At 46.9% G+C, this 16,403-nt stretch carries 19 protein-coding genes; 3 read left to right on the top strand and 16 right to left on the bottom strand.

Translation table 11 applies throughout. From position 1 onward, the window contains the following. Window positions 1-353: 353 nt before the first annotated feature. Together BACCOP_RS20675 and BACCOP_RS11160 are read right to left on the bottom strand one after the other, a co-directional pair. Complete coding sequence (locus BACCOP_RS20675; RefSeq protein ID WP_007564673.1) at window positions 354-509, bottom strand: hypothetical protein; 156 nt, start codon at window positions 507-509, stop codon at window positions 354-356. Next, a complete protein-coding gene (locus BACCOP_RS11160) occupies window positions 506-703 on the bottom strand; it encodes a hypothetical protein (RefSeq protein ID WP_007564676.1) in 198 nt (65 codons plus the stop codon). The genes BACCOP_RS20675 and BACCOP_RS11160 overlap by 4 nt, the downstream gene beginning before the upstream one ends. 331 nt (window positions 704-1,034) lie before the next feature. Between BACCOP_RS11160 and BACCOP_RS11155 the strand changes: the two genes are divergently transcribed. The 3 genes from BACCOP_RS11155 to BACCOP_RS11130 all read left to right on the top strand — a co-directional run bounded on the left by BACCOP_RS11155 (window position 1,035) and on the right by BACCOP_RS11130 (window position 4,034). Further along, the gene (locus tag BACCOP_RS11155; protein ID WP_005868746.1) at window positions 1,035-1,433 is read left to right on the top strand and encodes a single-stranded DNA-binding protein; all 399 of its coding nucleotides are present in this window, start codon (window positions 1,035-1,037) and stop codon (window positions 1,431-1,433) included. 941 nt (window positions 1,434-2,374) lie between these two features. Next, window positions 2,375-2,785: a PcfK-like family protein gene (locus BACCOP_RS11135; RefSeq protein ID WP_005868911.1), complete on the top strand. Its 411-nt coding sequence runs from the start codon at window positions 2,375-2,377 to the stop codon at window positions 2,783-2,785. Window position 2,786: 1 nt separating this feature from the next. Then, entirely contained in the window at window positions 2,787-4,034 is a 1,248-nt protein-coding gene (locus BACCOP_RS11130; RefSeq protein WP_005868910.1) for a PcfJ domain-containing protein, read from the top strand. Window positions 4,035-4,133: 99 nt separating this feature from the next. Here BACCOP_RS11130 and BACCOP_RS11125 read toward each other — a convergent pair whose 3' ends face one another. The 14 genes from BACCOP_RS11125 to BACCOP_RS11060 form a co-directional block, all read right to left on the bottom strand. Next, a complete protein-coding gene (locus tag BACCOP_RS11125; RefSeq protein WP_005868909.1) occupies window positions 4,134-4,619 on the bottom strand; it encodes a hypothetical protein in 486 nt (161 codons plus the stop codon). Window positions 4,620-4,672: 53 nt separating this feature from the next. Continuing rightward, a complete protein-coding gene (locus tag BACCOP_RS11120) occupies window positions 4,673-5,698 on the bottom strand; it encodes a toprim domain-containing protein (protein ID WP_005868908.1) in 1,026 nt (341 codons plus the stop codon). A gap of 135 nt (window positions 5,699-5,833) precedes the next feature. Beyond that, window positions 5,834-6,253: a hypothetical protein gene (locus BACCOP_RS11115; RefSeq protein ID WP_005868906.1), complete on the bottom strand. Its 420-nt coding sequence runs from the start codon at window positions 6,251-6,253 to the stop codon at window positions 5,834-5,836. Between the two features lie 22 nt (window positions 6,254-6,275). Further along, window positions 6,276-8,222 carry a type IV secretory system conjugative DNA transfer family protein gene (locus tag BACCOP_RS11110; protein ID WP_005868904.1) on the bottom strand — a complete coding sequence of 649 codons (1,947 nt, stop codon included), beginning with the start codon at window positions 8,220-8,222 and terminating at the stop codon, window positions 6,276-6,278. Between the two features lie 11 nt (window positions 8,223-8,233). Continuing rightward, complete coding sequence (locus tag BACCOP_RS11105; RefSeq protein ID WP_007564694.1) at window positions 8,234-8,617, bottom strand: single-stranded DNA-binding protein; 384 nt, start codon at window positions 8,615-8,617, stop codon at window positions 8,234-8,236. Beyond that, complete coding sequence (locus BACCOP_RS11100; RefSeq protein WP_005868899.1) at window positions 8,595-9,788, bottom strand: ArdC family protein; 1,194 nt, start codon at window positions 9,786-9,788, stop codon at window positions 8,595-8,597. Before BACCOP_RS11100 ends, BACCOP_RS11105 begins: the two co-directional genes overlap by 23 nt. A gap of 3 nt (window positions 9,789-9,791) precedes the next feature. Beyond that, on the bottom strand, window positions 9,792-9,977 hold the full coding sequence (locus tag BACCOP_RS11095) for a hypothetical protein (protein ID WP_005868897.1): 186 nt from the start codon (window positions 9,975-9,977) through the stop codon (window positions 9,792-9,794). A gap of 18 nt (window positions 9,978-9,995) precedes the next feature. Further along, window positions 9,996-11,468, bottom strand: a complete 1,473-nt coding sequence (locus BACCOP_RS11090) for a DUF3945 domain-containing protein (protein ID WP_005868895.1) — start codon at window positions 11,466-11,468, stop codon at window positions 9,996-9,998. Beyond that, on the bottom strand, window positions 11,465-12,577 hold the full coding sequence (locus tag BACCOP_RS11085; RefSeq protein ID WP_005868893.1) for a DUF4138 domain-containing protein: 1,113 nt from the start codon (window positions 12,575-12,577) through the stop codon (window positions 11,465-11,467). Before BACCOP_RS11085 ends, BACCOP_RS11090 begins: the two co-directional genes overlap by 4 nt. 12 nt (window positions 12,578-12,589) lie before the next feature. Further along, window positions 12,590-12,775, bottom strand: coding sequence for a hypothetical protein (locus BACCOP_RS11080; protein ID WP_007564699.1), 186 nt, complete (start codon window positions 12,773-12,775; stop codon window positions 12,590-12,592). Beyond that, a complete protein-coding gene (gene traM / locus BACCOP_RS11075) occupies window positions 12,772-14,055 on the bottom strand; it encodes a conjugative transposon protein TraM (protein WP_005868892.1) in 1,284 nt (427 codons plus the stop codon). The genes BACCOP_RS11080 and traM overlap by 4 nt, the downstream gene beginning before the upstream one ends. Beyond that, window positions 14,042-14,740 carry a hypothetical protein gene (locus BACCOP_RS11070; protein WP_005868891.1) on the bottom strand — a complete coding sequence of 233 codons (699 nt, stop codon included), beginning with the start codon at window positions 14,738-14,740 and terminating at the stop codon, window positions 14,042-14,044. Before BACCOP_RS11070 ends, traM begins: the two co-directional genes overlap by 14 nt. Window positions 14,741-14,744: 4 nt before the next feature. Beyond that, a complete protein-coding gene (locus BACCOP_RS11065) occupies window positions 14,745-15,800 on the bottom strand; it encodes a hypothetical protein (RefSeq protein ID WP_005868890.1) in 1,056 nt (351 codons plus the stop codon). 6 nt (window positions 15,801-15,806) lie between these two features. After that, window positions 15,807-16,403, bottom strand: a complete 597-nt coding sequence (locus BACCOP_RS11060) for a TrbJ/VirB5 family protein (RefSeq protein ID WP_005868889.1) — start codon at window positions 16,401-16,403, stop codon at window positions 15,807-15,809.

Raw genomic sequence — 16,403 nt, 5'->3', positions numbered from 1 at the left:
TTTCTGGAACGGCTTTCTTTTCTTTTGAGATCTTTATACCCCTATTTGTTATTTTGGAGAAAGTCACATGTTTCCCACCCACCCTTTCAGCGGAGTGACTGTCCCCGTTTCAGGATTTCTCATAGTCACTCGCAGGCTCCGTGATTGTGTGAAATCCAGGAATGGGGAAGGCAAAGGAGAGAGGCATATCCGGTCTGCTTTCGGAGCTTCGGCCACATCGAGACAACCTCTTTCCGGCGGCTATGCCACTCTCCTTTTATTTGCCCGGCAGTCTGTTGCTTACCCATATGCCCCAGCCTTTTAGGGCTGTATATAGGTAGTCGGATATTTCGCCGCTAAATCGGCAGTCCGCTTCAATCGTTTGCTTGCTTTTCTCCGAGTGGATGCCTTTCTGTTTTTCCGGTTGTATAATCTTCTTTTTCCGGAAACAGTTGTAGTGGCTGTATGCCTGTATGGTTATGTTCTCCCCGCAGAATCCGCAAGTCTGTTCTTCCGTTGCAGCCTTTCATTTTATCGTGCAGTCACTTTTTTCGATACGTGGAATATTGTATGCTTCATTCTTCGGCTTCATTTTTTTAAAAGGAATTGCAGAGGTTTCTTCCGGTGTGTCGATAGGCGGCTGACCATATTTTCGGAATGTGCCATGCTTGCTGTCTGACCGGTTGTTTTTTGCATCCTTTCCAAACCTGTTGCTGATTTTCAAGTTTTGTCTTTTTCATATCATTTTTTAGGGAAGTCAAATCATTTTCCGTTGCAAATATAGATTGTTGCTAACCCCTTTTACGGGGATAAGGGGACGATTCACAAACACCACGTTGTTATTCGTCTGAAATCTTCCTTTTTTTGCCTTGCATAAAAAGCGTATTTAACCCGAATTATTTGCTGCCATCTTCACCAATAAAAAAGTTACAAATCTTCCTTTTTCCGGCCAGCATAAAAAGAGTATTTATATCTTTTTTCATGGTGTCCCCCAAAGCCAACAATCAGTTATTGCACTGTAAAATTGATTAATTAACTTCTAAAAAATCAGAGATATGAAAAAGATTGAAAATTCATTCGCAGTAACAGGTTTTATCGGTAAGGATGCAGAAATCCGTAGTTTTGAAACAGCAAGCGTAGCACGCTTTTCTATCGCGGTCAGCCGTGCAGACAAGACAGGTGAAGAAACCTCTTATGTTTCCGCTTTCATGGGGATTGAAGCCTGGAGAAAGAATGAAGCACTGGATTCCTTCGATGTATTGAAAAAAGGTGAGCTGATAACCGTTGAAGGCTACTTTAAGCCGGAAGAATGGACGGATTCTAAAAGTGGGGAGAAGCGTAACCGCATTGTGATGGTAGCCACCAAGTTTTATCCGGCTCCGGAAAAAGAAGAAGAAAAACCGGATCAGCCTAAACAGAAGGCTGTCTCTAAAAAGAAAAAAGCAAGCAAATGATTGAAGCGGCCTAGTGCCGCTTTTTTTTGCTACATATCCGAGAGTGTTTTTGCGTTCACGCAGTATTCTTCCCCACCCTCCCCTTCATCGGAATGACTGTTCTCATTCCCGGTTTGCCCGTAGTCATCCGCTATGCGGCTGATTATGGGCAAACCAGAAAAGAGAAGTTCCAAACGTGGGCGGGATTGCAATGGTCATCATCCGGAGCTTCGGCATTGCCGAAACAACCTCCTTCTTCCGTATTGCAGTTCCTTCCTTTTACCGTTTGTCCCGGCAGTCCGTTGCTAACCCGTTCCCCCCCTGTCACTTGTGGCAGGGAGATAGGAATACGGTTTTGCAAGCAAAACCGTATGGTTTGTTTTACTTTCCGTACTGCCCTTTTCCTTGTTTCTGCCTCCCCTAATGTGCTTTTTTCATAGCTCCATCTGAGATCCTTTGTTTTTGAACGGCAAATTTATTTCGGTGGATGGATACGAAAGAGTTCCGGTCTTCGCCCCTTTGTCCCGAAAAAAATAACGCCGGACGGCTTCGCTGTCCCCAACATTTTTTGTCGTCCAAAACTTTTCTTAATCCCTCCTTCCTTATTGTTGTGTGCCGTAAAAAAAAGGCTCATAAACTCAGATGGGGCATGAAAGCTCAAAAAAAAAGTCGGCAGAAAGAAAAGGCCATCCCGGAAAGGGGTTTTAAAAAAAGGTCTTTAAATCTAGCTGAAGCATAAAATTAGAAGTTTAACAAACTAAGTAGCAGAAGTATATGCAAATCATTCAATTTGTTTTTTCGGTCATCATCGCTCTTTGTGCAGTGGCTATGTTTGTCGGAGCGGTAATAACGCCAAGTCCGATAAAGGTTGTGTCGGTTACGTTGTTGGCTCTTATTTGCCTATTCTCCTTGTTTCTCGTGAAATTGGCTTATTGTGAAATGAAATCTAAAAATGATATACTATGAAAGTGTCAGAACAATTTAAAAGTACCATCAAGGCATACCTTGATAATATGGCAGCGGTGGATAGTCTGTTTGCTCCAGTCTATCAAAAACCTACAAAGAATATAGATAATTGCATTACCTATATTTTAAACCAAGTGAAGAAAAGCGGTTGCTGTGGTTTTAGTGATGATGAAATTTTTGGTATGGCGTTGCACTATTATCAGGAAGATAATATTGAGGTGGGTAGCCCATTGAAATGTAATGTAGTCGTAAATCATCATGTTGAATTGTCAGAGGAAGAAAAGAAAGCGGCTCGTGAGGCTGCTATCAAAAAATTGCAGGAGGAAGAATTGGCAAAGTTGAAGAAGCGTCAACAAGCTAAACGTGAGAACAACACCGAAGTACAAACCCAGTTAACTCTTTTTTGATATGAAACCCAAGACAAAATTACAAATGGAAATCGTGAATGGGAGCAGGAAGTTAGCTCCCGTTTCAGAGGCTCAAAAGCGTTATGCCTATAAACATTGCTTTGTGCATTATTTCAAGCGTGATGCAAAGGGGAATTGCTTTTGTTTGGATTGTGGGCATACATGGCGGGATAAGGAAGATAAGAAAAACTGTAAATGTCCTCATTGCGGTATGAACCTGAAATTGGAGAATAGCAGGAAAAGGACGGCTGTATATAAAGAATATTTTTGTGTGATTACTACATACAAGCAATATCAAGTTATCCGTTTTTTTATGGTGGACTGCCGGCTGAAAAAAGGGTCTCCGGCTAATTACTTTATAATTGAGGCGGTACAGTGTTGGATGAATAAAGAGGGCAAGACAGAAACGCTGTCTTTGCTGCGGGGCATGTCTATATTTTATTACGATGCATGGATATATGGAAGTTCTTTGGAATTGCGTAAGCGGAATGTGCATCATGACCGTATTTATGATATTTGCCCGGCAGTTATCTATCCGAGAATGAAAGTGATACCCGAACTTACGAGGAATGGATTTAAGGGTGCCTTTTATGATATTTGTCCGAGTTCCTTCTTTATGACATTATTAACTGATAATCGGATGGAGATATTATATAAGGCAGGGCAAATGAATTTGTTCTTGAGATTTTTAGAGAGAAAATACGGTATAGATAAGTATTGGACGTATGTAAAAATCTGTTTAAGACATGACTATGTGATACATGATGCGGACTTGTGGCTGGACTATGTGGATATGCTGATAGAAAATAAATTGGATGCGAGAAATCCTCATTATTTGTGTCCGTTGAATGTAGAAGAAGCGCATGATTGGGTGATGGGGAAATGTAAGAAAAAATATTCTGAAAAGGATGAAAAAGACTATATTGCTGCCAAATCACGTTTCTTTAATCTTTCGTTTGCGGATGGAAATATTATGGTTCGGGTATTGGAAAGCCTTTCGGACTTTTACAAAGAGGGAAAGTTGCTGCATCATTGTGTATTCAGCAACGCCTATTATAAGAGAGAAGATTCGTTGATAATGTCGGCAACGGTGGATGGAAGGCGCATGGAAACGGTGGAGTTTTCACTTAGCAGGATGGAGGTGTGCCAGTGTCGTGGAAAGTCTAACCAATTATCAGCCTATCATGACCGGATTCTGAATTTGGTACGGGATAATATACCGTTGATAAGGGAAAGGATGGTAGTGTAATGAATAGCCCACACATCTAAATGTGTGGGAGTTCTTTTTTGGAAGACGCCCAAAAAAGAACCCCAAAAAACGTTGTCGCTACACATCGTTACGCTCGGATTATTTGCTTGTCGGCTTTAGTTTGCCGATACATTTTTCCATGTCGGGGGACAATAGGAAAGAAGCCGTCTTTTTCTGCTGCACCCCTGAGTGTGGCTGGACGATGGCATACCTGCATTTTAATATCTTGCCGATAACTTCCGTACTGTCACGGTGCAGGTACATGGCTTTCATGGCATCCGTTGCTTTCAGGCTTTTTTCGGCTTCCATATAGGCGGAAAAGGACGGTTTGAATAAGGCACGGGGACTTTCCGCTTTCTGTATGACAGCGGATAATTGTGCGCTTTTGTTGTTCAGGTAGCACAGGCTGTCCGATACGGTGACGTCTTCTGTTTCCAACACTTCCAGTAGTTCGAACTTTAAATCCGTCCAGGTGCCGTGAGAATCTGTCTGAACCCATTCCGCAATGGCCTTCTCATAGCCGGGTTTGCTGCATGAGGAAAAGGCAATGAGCAGCATACAAAAAAATAAATGCTTGATATTCATATTGATCTGATTTTATAGGTTGTCGTATTATGTGATGGAGCAAATCTATGAGGTTACTGGCCGTCCTCCGTGGAGGAACAGATGCCACACGAGATTTTCAGATCATCGTTCCAATCCTTGTTTTCCGAAAGTTCGACGTTCTTCAGTTTCCGTACCTTGTTGCGGAGTTCATCGTTACTCAGGCTCTCGACATCAGTCGTATCGCCATGAAAGTAACGATGCAGCCATAGAGTGTACTTGTGCCCTTGTTTGTCGTTGTCAAAGATGCTCCGGAGCTCCTTTACCTGGTTCTTGTCAAGAATCAGGCGTAATAGCCTCATTTGTCCTTCCGTGAATGTCCCTTCCGTAGATACATATACAAGATTGAGGTCGTTTCCGGAATGGCGTAATTGATAGTGGGAGATACAGTCTATAAATGACTCCCCAATGTAGAGAATGTCTATCGGGCGGCTTTTGTCATGGTTGCTGGTCGCCAGACAGTCGAACTTGCCACCGATAATCCCTTTGAATGTTTCATTTCGTTGAGAAATGGCTTGCACACCGTTTTCATTGTACATCTTGATGCACACGTTGCGGTAAACACTCCCTTTGTTCTTTACCTCCCGGATAAAGAAAGTGTCTTTGAAGAACCGGCTTTCAATGCTTTCTTTCAGGATACCTCTTTTCTGGAGATAATTGCCCTTGTAGGGTTGTAGCTGGCTCAAGTAGAATTGAAGTTCGTCCGCTCTCATGCTTGTGTTACCTACTTCATACCGGCTTTTTTCGGGTGTCGTGATGCGGTTGGTGTTGATGTAGTTCTGAAGGATCTCCCCCACCTCGCGCAAGGACGGCATTTTTCCGGTTGTTTCAAATAGATGTTCCTGCATCAGATCCATGATACTGCGGCCACGCACGCTGTCACTATGCACGTCCCAATAGGTGTATTGGTTCTGCGAGTTCCGCTTGATGACGATGGTATGCGTTCCGTTGCTCATTTTGGGACAGGAGTTGGAAGAGCCTTCCACGATTTTCCATCCTAGTTCCAGCAGGAAATCGGGCAGAGAAATGGTTGTTTTTATCTGATTGAAATCGACTTTCATAACGTTGACTGGATTAGTTGAATCTCATTTTATCTGAGCTTAGATTATAAATGAGAAAGATTATCTTTCATAAAGATAAGAAATATCATCTAAATATGGAAGAGAAAGTATATGTTTTTTGATTCGTCTGCATTTTTATTTCAAGGTACTGTAAACCAAATCAACAGTAGTGTCTATACCGGGAACGGCCTCCAACTGTTTGCTCTGGTTGAATACGCTTTCCCCGTCTTTTTTTATCTGCATGGTGATGATAGCACTCTCTTTTGAATAGAGAATGCCTTGCACGGTAATTTGGCTGACAGGCTTTTCCGTGCTGTATTCCGCTTTATCGGTGAAACTCTCATCTACGGAAGCTGCGGAGGTACCGGTGCGTTCGTTCCTGAATCTCACGCCGTCAAGATTATATATATGCACACTGCCTTTGGGTGAGGAACCGGTTACGGCTACGGTGATGTGATACATGCCGGCTTTGTCTGTTTCCGATTGGATTTCCTCTTTGTTGCATGAAGCGGCCAATAAGCAGGCTGCCGCTAATAATGAATGAATTTTTCTCATGGTAGGATTCTTTTGTTGAATGTTATCGGATGATTTTTTGTTCTGTCTTGTGTGTCCCGGTTGGCGGAACTGCTGACTTTTCTTTTAATTTGTCCTCTATCTTTTTGAGGATGGCGTTGACATCTTCAATGATTTTGATGTAGTTCTGCTGGATAATCTCTTCCAGGATTTCCAGTTCCATCTCTTCTTTGCCGTTGCCCAGTTTGACCGGTAAGGAGAAACGGGGTATCTCCTTCTCTTCAAAACGGCACATATCCATCTGCACGCTGAAGAATGGCGGCTTGCCTCCGGCAATCTTGCCAATGAAGTGTCCGGCTGCTTGTCCGGCAATGTCCCTTGCCTTTAAGACTTTTTCTTTTTGCAGGCTCTCCGTGACACTGTTATTGCCACCGGCTTGGTGTGAATAAGATTCTTGCGCTTCTTTCTTCTCCCCAAGCAAGTTCTCGATGTCTTTGGCGGTCTTCTCATTTCCGGTCATACCGTAAGCCTGCGTTCCGCAGGAGGCTTTCAGGATGTTGGCACTTTTCTCTCCATAGTCCCTGACCGCTTGGTTGAAGTCCTGAACGGCGAGAATGGTAGCGACATTGTGCTTCCGGGCGGTTCCGATGAAAGTGTCAATGCCTTGCAACAGGATGGTCGGAAATTCATCTACCATGAATATGCTGGTCGCTTTGCCGGGATTGTTCATCTGTGACATCAAGACGCTGCCGATGCAGGAAATAGCAGGGGAAACGGCTTCCTTGATGGTGGGCGCATTGCCTACGCATAACAGCGTTGGGTGTTCCTTGTTGGTTATATCCAAAGAGAACTCTTCTTCGGGAAGTGGCGACAACACCCAGAAGATGTATTTGTTGTTCAGGAGTACCAACGGAGTCTGTGCGGATGATACGGCTCCGGCTGTCTGCTGTTGTGCACCCAGTTTCCAGGCGGTCAGCATGGAGGACATGTTCAATGCGATTTCAGGATCTTCCGACAGCCAGTGGAATACTAGGTTGCTGTCAGAAAGGGCAAGGGCTATCACATGGGGCAGCGTACAGATACCAAGCTTCCTTTCCTTGAAACATTTATAGGCGATTGAATAGACGTAGTTGATGGCATTGTTGGCCCAAAAGTCGGTCTTTTCCTTCCAGCTTGCTTCCAGATTCTTCATCAGTGTCATGATGATATTGCGGATGAATAGCGATTCGTTTCCCTTTGACATGTATTGCGGAGAAAGTACGTTCACCCTGACCGTGCGTGACATATCCACAAAGTTGATATAGGCGAAACGGGGTGTTTCCATCCCCTTGTTCCGGAAATGTTCGATGCTTCCGTATGCGATACGTGAGAGGATGGGTGACTTGTCCTTGGTGGGATCACCCTCCCAATCGTACACGAATCCGGCATAGTTGCGCTCGGCGCACTGGTAGATGATTCCCTTGATCCAGCTCTCTGATTTACCGCTTCCCGGACCGCCGTCGATATAGACATTCTGCTGCGGCTTATGGATGACCAGCGGCCCGGAGGCGGTTTCAAAGCGGAAGTAGAAAGCCGATTCTTCCCGGCTTAACCCGAAAATGCTATCATCGGATTGGGCATGACGCCGGATGAAATAAGGCAGAGTCTTGATGACAAGCAGCGTGTACGCTACGAATAGAATGGGAAATACAAATAGGTTATACCACGCTGATAACCGGCTGAATCCGACAACCAGCATGGATGCCGTAACCAGTGTCATACTGGTGTAAACCCATTTCTTGTTTTCGTCTTTCACTTTGCCAACCGGAAAGAGAAAAGCGAGGCCTCCGATCAGGATAACGTAGAGAAACCGGAATAGGATATCCTTCTCCATCAGCCTTTCCCACATGGCCGGATTACGTAGTGGAGCGTATAATCCCGTAACGATAGCCCACTGAAACAGTACGGCTGTCCCGATGAGCGTGGATAGCAGGATCAGGATGAATGACAGGTCTTTCTTCTCTCTTTCCATGGCCGTTGCTGTTATTGGGGTTGTCCGGATGCCGTTCCGTCACCGCTCTCTTTTTTCTCTGCCTTTCCCAGTAACTCAATGCGTGAGACGGTCAGGCTGACGGATGGGATGTGGCTACCGTCATCCTTCTGGAATACATCGGCATACACATCGCCGCAGACATATACCTGTGTCCCTTTTTTCAGATACTCAAAGACTTTACTCTCGTAATTCACGAAACAGCATACCCATAGGGTCTGTTCCTCGTTGTTCACGTTCTTGTACTTGGTGGATACATGGAAGTTGAATCCTTTTCCGTTCTTGTTCTGCCGGGCATCCGCACCGACATAACCGATAATTTGTCCTGTAAACATAATGATGGTTTTTAAAAGTTTATAATCCGAGCTGTGGCTCATTCATATTTTTCATGGCTGGCTCCGCTTCCATGGAAGGCAGCGAAATGCCGAAAGTGCTGTGTAGCGTTTCAAGGTTGTCGGCTGTAGGATGGTTTGCCGCAACACTTTCCAATAACCGTGATGAAGGGGTAAAACCTTCGTTTTTCATCTGCTCCAATACCGGACGGTTGTCTTGCAGGACGGCCTGCGTGAACCGTTCCTCCGGTGTGAGGTACTGTTCCATCCGTGCGGTATGTTCCTGAATCATATTGCTGGCTTTTCCTACATCGGCAAGGATGTTGTAGATGAATTTGGGATCTTCTTTCAAGGCTCCCAGCCAGTTTTTTAGATACATGGCATTTTCTTCCCGGATATGGGTGGATATTCCCAGGCTTTGCCCGACGGTAGCGGAGGTGAGTTCGGCAACCAGTTCCTCTTTGGCATATTGCTTGTCTCCGAAAATCACGCCTTTTTCCCGGTTCAGATGCTCAGGTTCTCCAGTCGAGTGCGCCATCTCATGCAGTAGTGTGGAGTAGAAATTCTCTCCGTCCTTAAACTGCCCCTTCAGGGGTACGACGATATGGTTATCTTCTCCCCTTGCATGGTAAGCACTATTTCCTTCCTTGGAATAAATGGGGCAGATCCATTGCTGTTCCCGTACCATCGCATCAATCAGAGGCACGGTGAGCATCCCTTGCTCGTCCTTGATGGCCGGTATCTTGAATTGCTCCTTCAATGCTTCCCATTTCTCCGGTTTCGTTTCCTGAAGATTGGTCTGCTGTACGTTGAACACATTGTATGTCTTCAGAAACGGCGTGACCTTATATTCCTGCTGCTCGTTTTTATCCAGGTTCTTATATACGTCGAAAGGTATTTTCTTTCCGTTCTTGTCTCTTACTGAGAAATTCCAGTAAATGACTGGGAATGACTTTTCTCCTTTCAGTATGTTAAGGCCGTTGTCTTTGGCTTGCATGAAGGTCATATAGACCGGCAGGCTGTACTGCTCTTTTTCCGAAAGTAGAAACAACATGAAGGAATTTACTCCGTTGTAGGTTCTTCCCTCGATATTTTGCGGAAGTCCCCCACCCTTTATCCCGAACCAAGGCTTTTGCCAGTTGTCTTCCACCTGCTTTATCTTTTCGATCATCAGTTCGGCGAAACGCTGTAATGCTTTATCACTTGCTGTATCCATGATTTATTGGTATAGATTTCTGTTCTCGTAATCAAGCAGCCATTCTCTGGCCGTTTGGTTGTTTGTCTCTTGCTGCTTGGCAGCCATCTCTTCTTGATAGGCTTGTGCAAGCTCTTCCTGTGCAAGTAGAAACTCTAAGTCACTGATTTCTCCTGCAATGTTTTTCTGTACTAATTCATCGTAATCCATAATTCCTGATTTTTTAGGTTATAAGTCATTGAAAGCCCGGTTGATGGTGCTGGCTATCGGACGGGCCATTTCCTTGCTGTTGTCGGGTTTGGGTGTGCTGGCCAGTTTGACATCTCCCAGTGTCTTTGTGCTGCCTTCCATCCCGAAAATCTTTTGTACGGCTATCAGTGTGTTGGCTTGCACACCCGTTTCACGCATCCGGGTAAGGTCTTCTTGAGTGAGCCGGTACCCTTCTTTCTGTATCTCTTGGATGACATGAAAGTTGTCGGTCTGTGCGGCATCCAACAGACGTGCGGCCTGCCTTTCATGTTCGCCCTGTTCTTCCGGCTTGGTGCCGAACAGCTGGATGACTTCATGGGTTTGCCTTTCATCCAGACCGTGTTCCTTACCGATTCCTTTGATAAACTCTTCACTGGGTTTATATCCTTCCTCTTTGAGCTTCCCGATTTTTTCAAAGTCATGTTTGCCCACCGCTTCCTTAAACTCGGCTTCCATATTGCGCCCCTCTTCGTGTTTTTGCTCTTTTGCAGCTTCTATGTTGGCCGCATGGGCTTCCAGTTTGGGGGTCATGGCCTTGATCAGCTCTTGTGCCTTGCCGGGAGTGATACTCTGTATGTTCTGTATCATGACTCCTTTCCTGTCATCCGTCAGTTGGATGTCGGCAATGAAGTAGCCTTCCGGACTGTGCAGCAGCTTGTTCTCCAGTGCATGGCCGTTGGCGAGCAGGTATTTGTCGGCTTTGGTTAACTTGTAGCCGCCATATTCGCTGGTCTGCCCGATGATGTCGGGAATCTTGATTTCCTGGTTGGTGCGCAGGATGACGGAGTTCAGATCCCGGTCAACTTGCAGCAGGATGTCCTTCTTATTTACGGTGATGGGTACGATGTCACCGGCAAGCAGCTGTTCTTTCTCTTTCTTGCCCAACTTCTTTCCCAGCACCTTGTCCGGGATAACCAACGCCTCTTTGCGGTAGAATACGGAGATTCCGTCATCGTTGAAACGGAGCTTCCCCGGTTTGCCGTGTATCTCCATCAAATCAGACATGACACCCTTTTCCAGCTTGGTGCCTTTCCCGTCGAGGATGTTCCCTTGCTTGTAGGCGTATTCATAGAGCGACTGTCCGGTGTAGCATACCTTCAGGCGATGGTCGATGACGGTAAAGCCGTCCTTGTCATGTCCCTTCAGGTTCTCCCACCGCTTGATGCTGATGCCATCCTTCTCCAGCTCGGCGACATATTTAGGATCATTGGCACGTTCCTTGTCAAAAAGGGCGGATACACGTTCTTTTGATTGGTCACGAAGGCTTTCATCGTACTTTGCTCCGGCTTTTTCCCTGATTTCGCTTACGCTCATGCTCAGCTCTTCCCCGTCTTTGCGGAACCGGAAATATCCGTCCCGGTATTCGGTCTGATAGCCCAGTGATTCGGCGATGCCGCCGAACTGTCCCACGTTGTCGAACATATAGGTGTCTAATGCTTCTCTCAGTTTCATGGCTGTGGCTTGTATAAGGGTTCTGCGGAAAGGATGTATTCGTTCAACACGGCCAGCTTGATGTGCCGCCCGCCGTTTCGCTCGTAAATCTCGATCTCGAATACCTTATCATCGGGTATCGTGAATTTGTCGAAACCAAGTATCAGCCGGTTCCGGCTCTTGCCCTTGATTTTCGTATCAAAATCTTTCTGATAGATAGGTTCGATGGTCGTTTCTTGCTGGATGGCGTTCTTGCTCTTCTTTTGGTCACGCTGGAAACATTTGACAAACTCGATGTCGTAGTCGATGTATGATTTGTTTTTCAGGTCAAAGATGAAAAACATGAAGTCCTCATGCACATACAGATTGGCCATTGACAACTCAAACTTGTTCTCGATGACCCCCAGGCTGTAGATGTTGCGCTTCTTGGTGCGCAGCTCTTGGATGCATCTTTCCATTTCCTCGCTGTTCACATCCACATGGGCGGTATATTTGCGCTGGTCATCAAAATTGTAGGTGAATACGGAGGTATTGCCCCGTTTGATGGTGATGTGGTAAGTGTTCATGGCCTTATCCACCACAAACAGGTTGGAATATGCCACGGCATCTTTGGCGGTTGATACTTTCAACTGGTTGTTGTAGGCGGCCAGAGTGAAGGACACCTCGTTGCCGGGCGTTCCGTAAGCGATGTCCTCCGGAAAGAAGAACTCGGCCAGATGGAGGTCGCTGACTTCTGCCTGATAGTCATGGTGCTGCCATTTCCCGTTGTCCTCGTAAATGTTCGGGTACGAATCCGTGCCGCCTTCGGGAAGGTAGCGGATGTGATAGGTGTAAACGCTTCCGTCGATGCAGACTACGGTCAGGTTGGTCTCTTCGGTGAATCCTTCCGCTTGCGCCGAGAGCCTGACGATATGGGGCGCCTCTTCTACCCGGCTGGCCATGACAAGCTCCTGTTCGCCGATGGCGATATCAGATACTTGCACAGGAAATACCAGGTGTTTCACACAGTCGAAAGAGATAAAGATGTCTTTTTGGCTGATGGCTTGTTTCCGGGGAGTGCCGTTTTCCTGAGCGAAGAGCGGCAGACTGCACACAAAGCAGTAAAACAGTAGATAAATATATTTCTTCATGTTGTCGATATGTTAAACGGTTCTTGAAAAAAAGGCGGTGAATACGGTAATGCCCCATAGAAGAAGCAGGGTAATGCCGAAAGAAACGGTCAGCGGACGGATTTCTTTAAAGGCTCGTCCGTTCCGGCGTGATACGTAGATCCGATAGCCGAAAAAGACCGCTGACAGCGCAAGCAGGTAATTGAGAATGTCTATCATAATTTGTCTATCAATGTTTGAAGGGGATGATTTTTCTTGTTCGTTTTCTCTTGTTCCATTTGCTCATAGAGCTTCTGTAACTCCGCTTGCACGGCTTGCCTACGCAACTTCGATTCCTGACTCTCTTCTTGGATATACATTTCGTAGTTGGACTTGAGATGTACCTTCACTTGTGAGAGGCTCATGTTCAAGATTTGCTTGGCTACCTGGGTGGTGGCGTTGACTACGCTGGTCACTTCGCTGGCCATCGTGCCGATGGAAGAGAGCGGCATGTCAATGTTCTGTACAAGACCTTGTTCCATACGCTTGGCTGCACTGGCTTTCAGGTTATTGGGCAGGTTCAAACCTTCCATGGCATCATTGTCGAAGACAACCACCGATACGGGATTGAGGTTGTCTCCTACCTTCAGGTTGCTGACTACCACATCGAGGCGGTTGGCTCCCAAAGTGGCGATACCGTAAAACAGCGTGTTGGCCGGTATCTTCATGCCGGATAGGGTTACGTCCTGAAGCAACCGCATCCGTACCGTACTGCCCGTGACTACGGTCTGGTCGCCGTGGATGCAAGCCCTGAAGAGGTTGCTGTTTCCCGGTGCGGAGGTCGGTTGGCGGCGTACCCGCTTGCCGTTTTCGGCATGGTAGATCGGGCCTTTTTGCATCAGGCTGTCGGCGGATGGATGGCCGGAAGGGTTGGCAGCGGCTTTCTCCGTTTTTCCCTCTTGGTCATAATTGACAATCCGTTCATACATGCGCTTGCGGTATTTGTCGGATTCTTCCAGTTCCTTGCGGATGCGTGAGTTCTTCTTGGCTTCCCGGATAATCTCGTTGAGCGCCTGCTCGTCCTCCAGTCCGTCCAGTTGGCTTTCCAGCTGATGAGAGAAGCGTCCGTTCCGGCCACCTCCGTATTCTGCCATGACTTCGCTGTACGGATCGTTCTGCATACGGCGGATGCGCTCCAGTGTGGCACGGTCATACCGCTCCTGCTGGTTTTGCAGCTCGAAGTAAAAATCAGATCCTTTGACCTGAGACTCTTTCAGGATGCGTGCCTTCTCCTGCTCTTCCAGTTTGTCCTGCTTATAGGCTTCCATCTTGTCGTTCACCTTGTCGGCCATTTCCGACTGTGGTTCCAAAAAGGCTTGCGAGGCGGCCTGTCTGTCACTCCCTGACGGCACGTTCCCGTCCTCACGGATGAAGAATACATAAAGGAAGAGGATGCCCAGGATTACCGGGATGGCCATCAACAGCTTGTTCTTGTCTTTGATAAGTTTATTCGGTTCCATGGTCGGTTGGTTTAGAGGTTTCTGACTGGTTTTCATTCTTGCCCGGAGAAGCTGCCTGCGATGTGTTGGTGCCGTTGCTTTCCACGGGTTCGGAATAGCGGACAATCCAATCTTCTATCTTGGCTCCGTGCGCATTTTCCTCGCTGCGGGACAGCATATCATAGATGGTGAACTCCGCTTCGATATTACGTGAGATGCTTCCCCGTGCCCGGTACCCGGTCTGCGTGAAGATTATCTTTCCGGAAACGGGTATCGTTTGTGTGTTAATCTCTACATCCTTGATGCGTACCCCGTAACGGATATTCTTTTGTATGAGTGAGTTCAGCATATTCACATCGTTGTACTCGTTCAACAGCTCCTTCCCCTTGTTGCCTATGAGGTTGAGCGCAAGCGAAATGTTCTTCTCGTAGCTGCTCTCGTCAAAGGCATACCAGTGGGTTACGAAGGTCTTTACATGGTTCATGTATTCGTATTGCCGCATATCGCTGGCAGACAGGCTGCTTGCCTCATAGACTTCTCCCTGCCTGTCGATGACGAGAGCCTGGCCGTATGCTTTTTCTATTTTGTTGATAAGGAAGATGATACTGCTGGCAAAAGCGATAGTCAGAATGATGCAGTACCCGGCTGAAAGCCGGATAGTCAGCTTGACCGCATCATCTGCTCCTTTGAATTTCATCAGATTCATAGTTCTATTTTTTATTGTTGTCGTTTATGAAACTTGCCCCGATAGAGGCGGCACCGCCTACGTTGGTCAGCTTGCCGCCTGCCGCTGCGCCTCCCATCAGGGCGATGGTGGCCGCCGTGGTGACGATTGACACGGTTTTCGAAATGATTTTCCCGGCATCGCTGTGTCCTACGATTTTGGAGGATAGCCAGAAACAGCTGCAATAAGCACCAATCAGGGCGAGATCCATTCCTAAATATTGTATCTGCTGCGTAGCTGCGTCCACCATGTCGGCACTTTCCGTATAGATGGCCTTGAAGGTCTGCCATATGATTTGGTTCAGAATATTGATGACGGTGAATACCATACAGGCGGAGCAGAGCGTACCGAACCAGATACTCAACTGTTTCTGAAAGACCGGCAACATGCTTACGGCAAAGACAAACGGGCCGAGAATGACCAGTAGCTTGACAATGACCACGCCGATACCCAAGATGACTACTTGTATGATTCCTACCAATAGGGCGGAAATGCCATGAAGCACAAGGGTGGCGAGGTTGGCGGGGTTGAGCAGCTGCACAATCTTCTCCACGCTGGAGCGTACACCGGTCATTTCGTCCTCTTCCATCTTTTTATCCAGTTCGTGCTGCATGGCGCCGGTGCTGTCTTCTCCGGCTGCTACCTCCGACTGGAGGCTGTGTTTGTCGTATTCGGCAATCATCTCTCCTTGTTCGATGGCTGATTGTGCCATGAACTGGGCAAATTCCTGCGCACGCTCGGAGGTCAGCGAGGTGGCTTCGTTGATTACTTCCATCGTGCCTACGATGGTTTGGGCGATGGGGGTGTATATGCTTAGGCAGAAGAACAGTACCAGGCAACGGGCGATTTCCATCATGTCGGGAAATTTGTCCTCATTCGGGCTTAACAGCTGGCTGGCTCCGTGATAGAGATAGTTGTATGCTAGGTTGCAGATAAAGCAGATGACACCAACACCGAAGGCGATGACTGTCATTTGCGAAACGAGTTCCATCGTCAGACCGTCCGTGATCTGAAGTCCCCAGAGAAAATTATCTTGATTCATAACGCTTTAATTGGTGTGTCGTGTGAAAGCGGCCAACCGTCCCTGGTAATAGGTCTTCCGGTTATGCCCCTTCATGGATTTGTAAATGACCGTGGAACGCACGGATTCGTTAAACTCACGCATCTCTTCGGCGGCTTTTTCCACCGATTCCTTCACCTGCTCGATAAAGGACATGCGCCCTTCCGAGTTCATCGAGAAGTAACTGGTCACGGTGGCCACCTTGAACAGCAGGTCGGTACTCAGGCTCAGATTGACGGTCACACGCTGAAAGTTGAGAAATTTCAGGCAGTGGTAATTCGATCCTACGTTCAGGTAAAAGCTGTAGTCGCTGCTCAGGCAGGCTACGTCGTCCAGCAGGTCGGCAAGCTCTTTCAATGATTTGAGTTCCTTCAACTGGTCGATCTTTTGCAGGCCGAGCCGCAGTTCCTGGGCATCGATCATTTCATTGATTTGTGTAACCCATTTCTTGACATTGGCGATCCATTCCGTTGAGTTCAGCAGGGTGTGGCCGGGATCATGCACGACGAACTGGGCATGAACACTGCCGGTTCCCATCAGCCCTATCGAGGCGGCAAGTCCGAGTATGAGAATGATTCTTTTCAT

This window comes from Phocaeicola coprocola DSM 17136 (assembly GCF_000154845.1).
GTDB classification, from domain to species: domain Bacteria; phylum Bacteroidota; class Bacteroidia; order Bacteroidales; family Bacteroidaceae; genus Phocaeicola; species Phocaeicola coprocola.
Note: the sequence above shows the minus strand (reverse complement) of the source record. Positions and strands in the feature narration are given on the sequence as shown.

Bases quoted from the DNA above. Each gene is read 5' to 3' on its own strand.
- BACCOP_RS11125 (WP_005868909.1), bottom strand. From the start codon at position 4,619: ATGAATATCAAGCATTTATTTTTTTGTATGCTGCTCATTGCCTTTTCC.
- BACCOP_RS11085 (WP_005868893.1), bottom strand. From the start codon at position 12,577: ATGAAGAAATATATTTATCTACTGTTTTACTGCTTTGTGTGCAGTCTG.
- BACCOP_RS11100 (WP_005868899.1), bottom strand. From the start codon at position 9,788: ATGGATACAGCAAGTGATAAAGCATTACAGCGTTTCGCCGAACTGATG.
- traM (WP_005868892.1), bottom strand. From the start codon at position 14,055: ATGGAACCGAATAAACTTATCAAAGACAAGAACAAGCTGTTGATGGCC.
- BACCOP_RS11090 (WP_005868895.1), bottom strand. From the start codon at position 11,468: ATGAAACTGAGAGAAGCATTAGACACCTATATGTTCGACAACGTGGGA.
- BACCOP_RS11070 (WP_005868891.1), bottom strand. From the start codon at position 14,740: ATGAATCTGATGAAATTCAAAGGAGCAGATGATGCGGTCAAGCTGACT.
- BACCOP_RS11110 (WP_005868904.1), bottom strand. From the start codon at position 8,222: ATGGAAAGAGAGAAGAAAGACCTGTCATTCATCCTGATCCTGCTATCC.
- BACCOP_RS11115 (WP_005868906.1), bottom strand. From the start codon at position 6,253: ATGAGAAAAATTCATTCATTATTAGCGGCAGCCTGCTTATTGGCCGCT.
- BACCOP_RS11060 (WP_005868889.1), bottom strand. From the start codon at position 16,403: ATGAAAAGAATCATTCTCATACTCGGACTTGCCGCCTCGATAGGGCTG.
- BACCOP_RS11155 (WP_005868746.1), top strand. From the start codon at position 1,035: ATGAAAAAGATTGAAAATTCATTCGCAGTAACAGGTTTTATCGGTAAG.
- BACCOP_RS11135 (WP_005868911.1), top strand. From the start codon at position 2,375: ATGAAAGTGTCAGAACAATTTAAAAGTACCATCAAGGCATACCTTGAT.
- BACCOP_RS11065 (WP_005868890.1), bottom strand. From the start codon at position 15,800: ATGAATCAAGATAATTTTCTCTGGGGACTTCAGATCACGGACGGTCTG.
- BACCOP_RS11105 (WP_007564694.1), bottom strand. From the start codon at position 8,617: ATGAGCCACAGCTCGGATTATAAACTTTTAAAAACCATCATTATGTTT.
- BACCOP_RS20675 (WP_007564673.1), bottom strand. From the start codon at position 509: ATGAAAGGCTGCAACGGAAGAACAGACTTGCGGATTCTGCGGGGAGAA.
- BACCOP_RS11080 (WP_007564699.1), bottom strand. From the start codon at position 12,775: ATGATAGACATTCTCAATTACCTGCTTGCGCTGTCAGCGGTCTTTTTC.
- BACCOP_RS11095 (WP_005868897.1), bottom strand. From the start codon at position 9,977: ATGGATTACGATGAATTAGTACAGAAAAACATTGCAGGAGAAATCAGT.
- BACCOP_RS11120 (WP_005868908.1), bottom strand. From the start codon at position 5,698: ATGAAAGTCGATTTCAATCAGATAAAAACAACCATTTCTCTGCCCGAT.
- BACCOP_RS11130 (WP_005868910.1), top strand. From the start codon at position 2,787: ATGAAACCCAAGACAAAATTACAAATGGAAATCGTGAATGGGAGCAGG.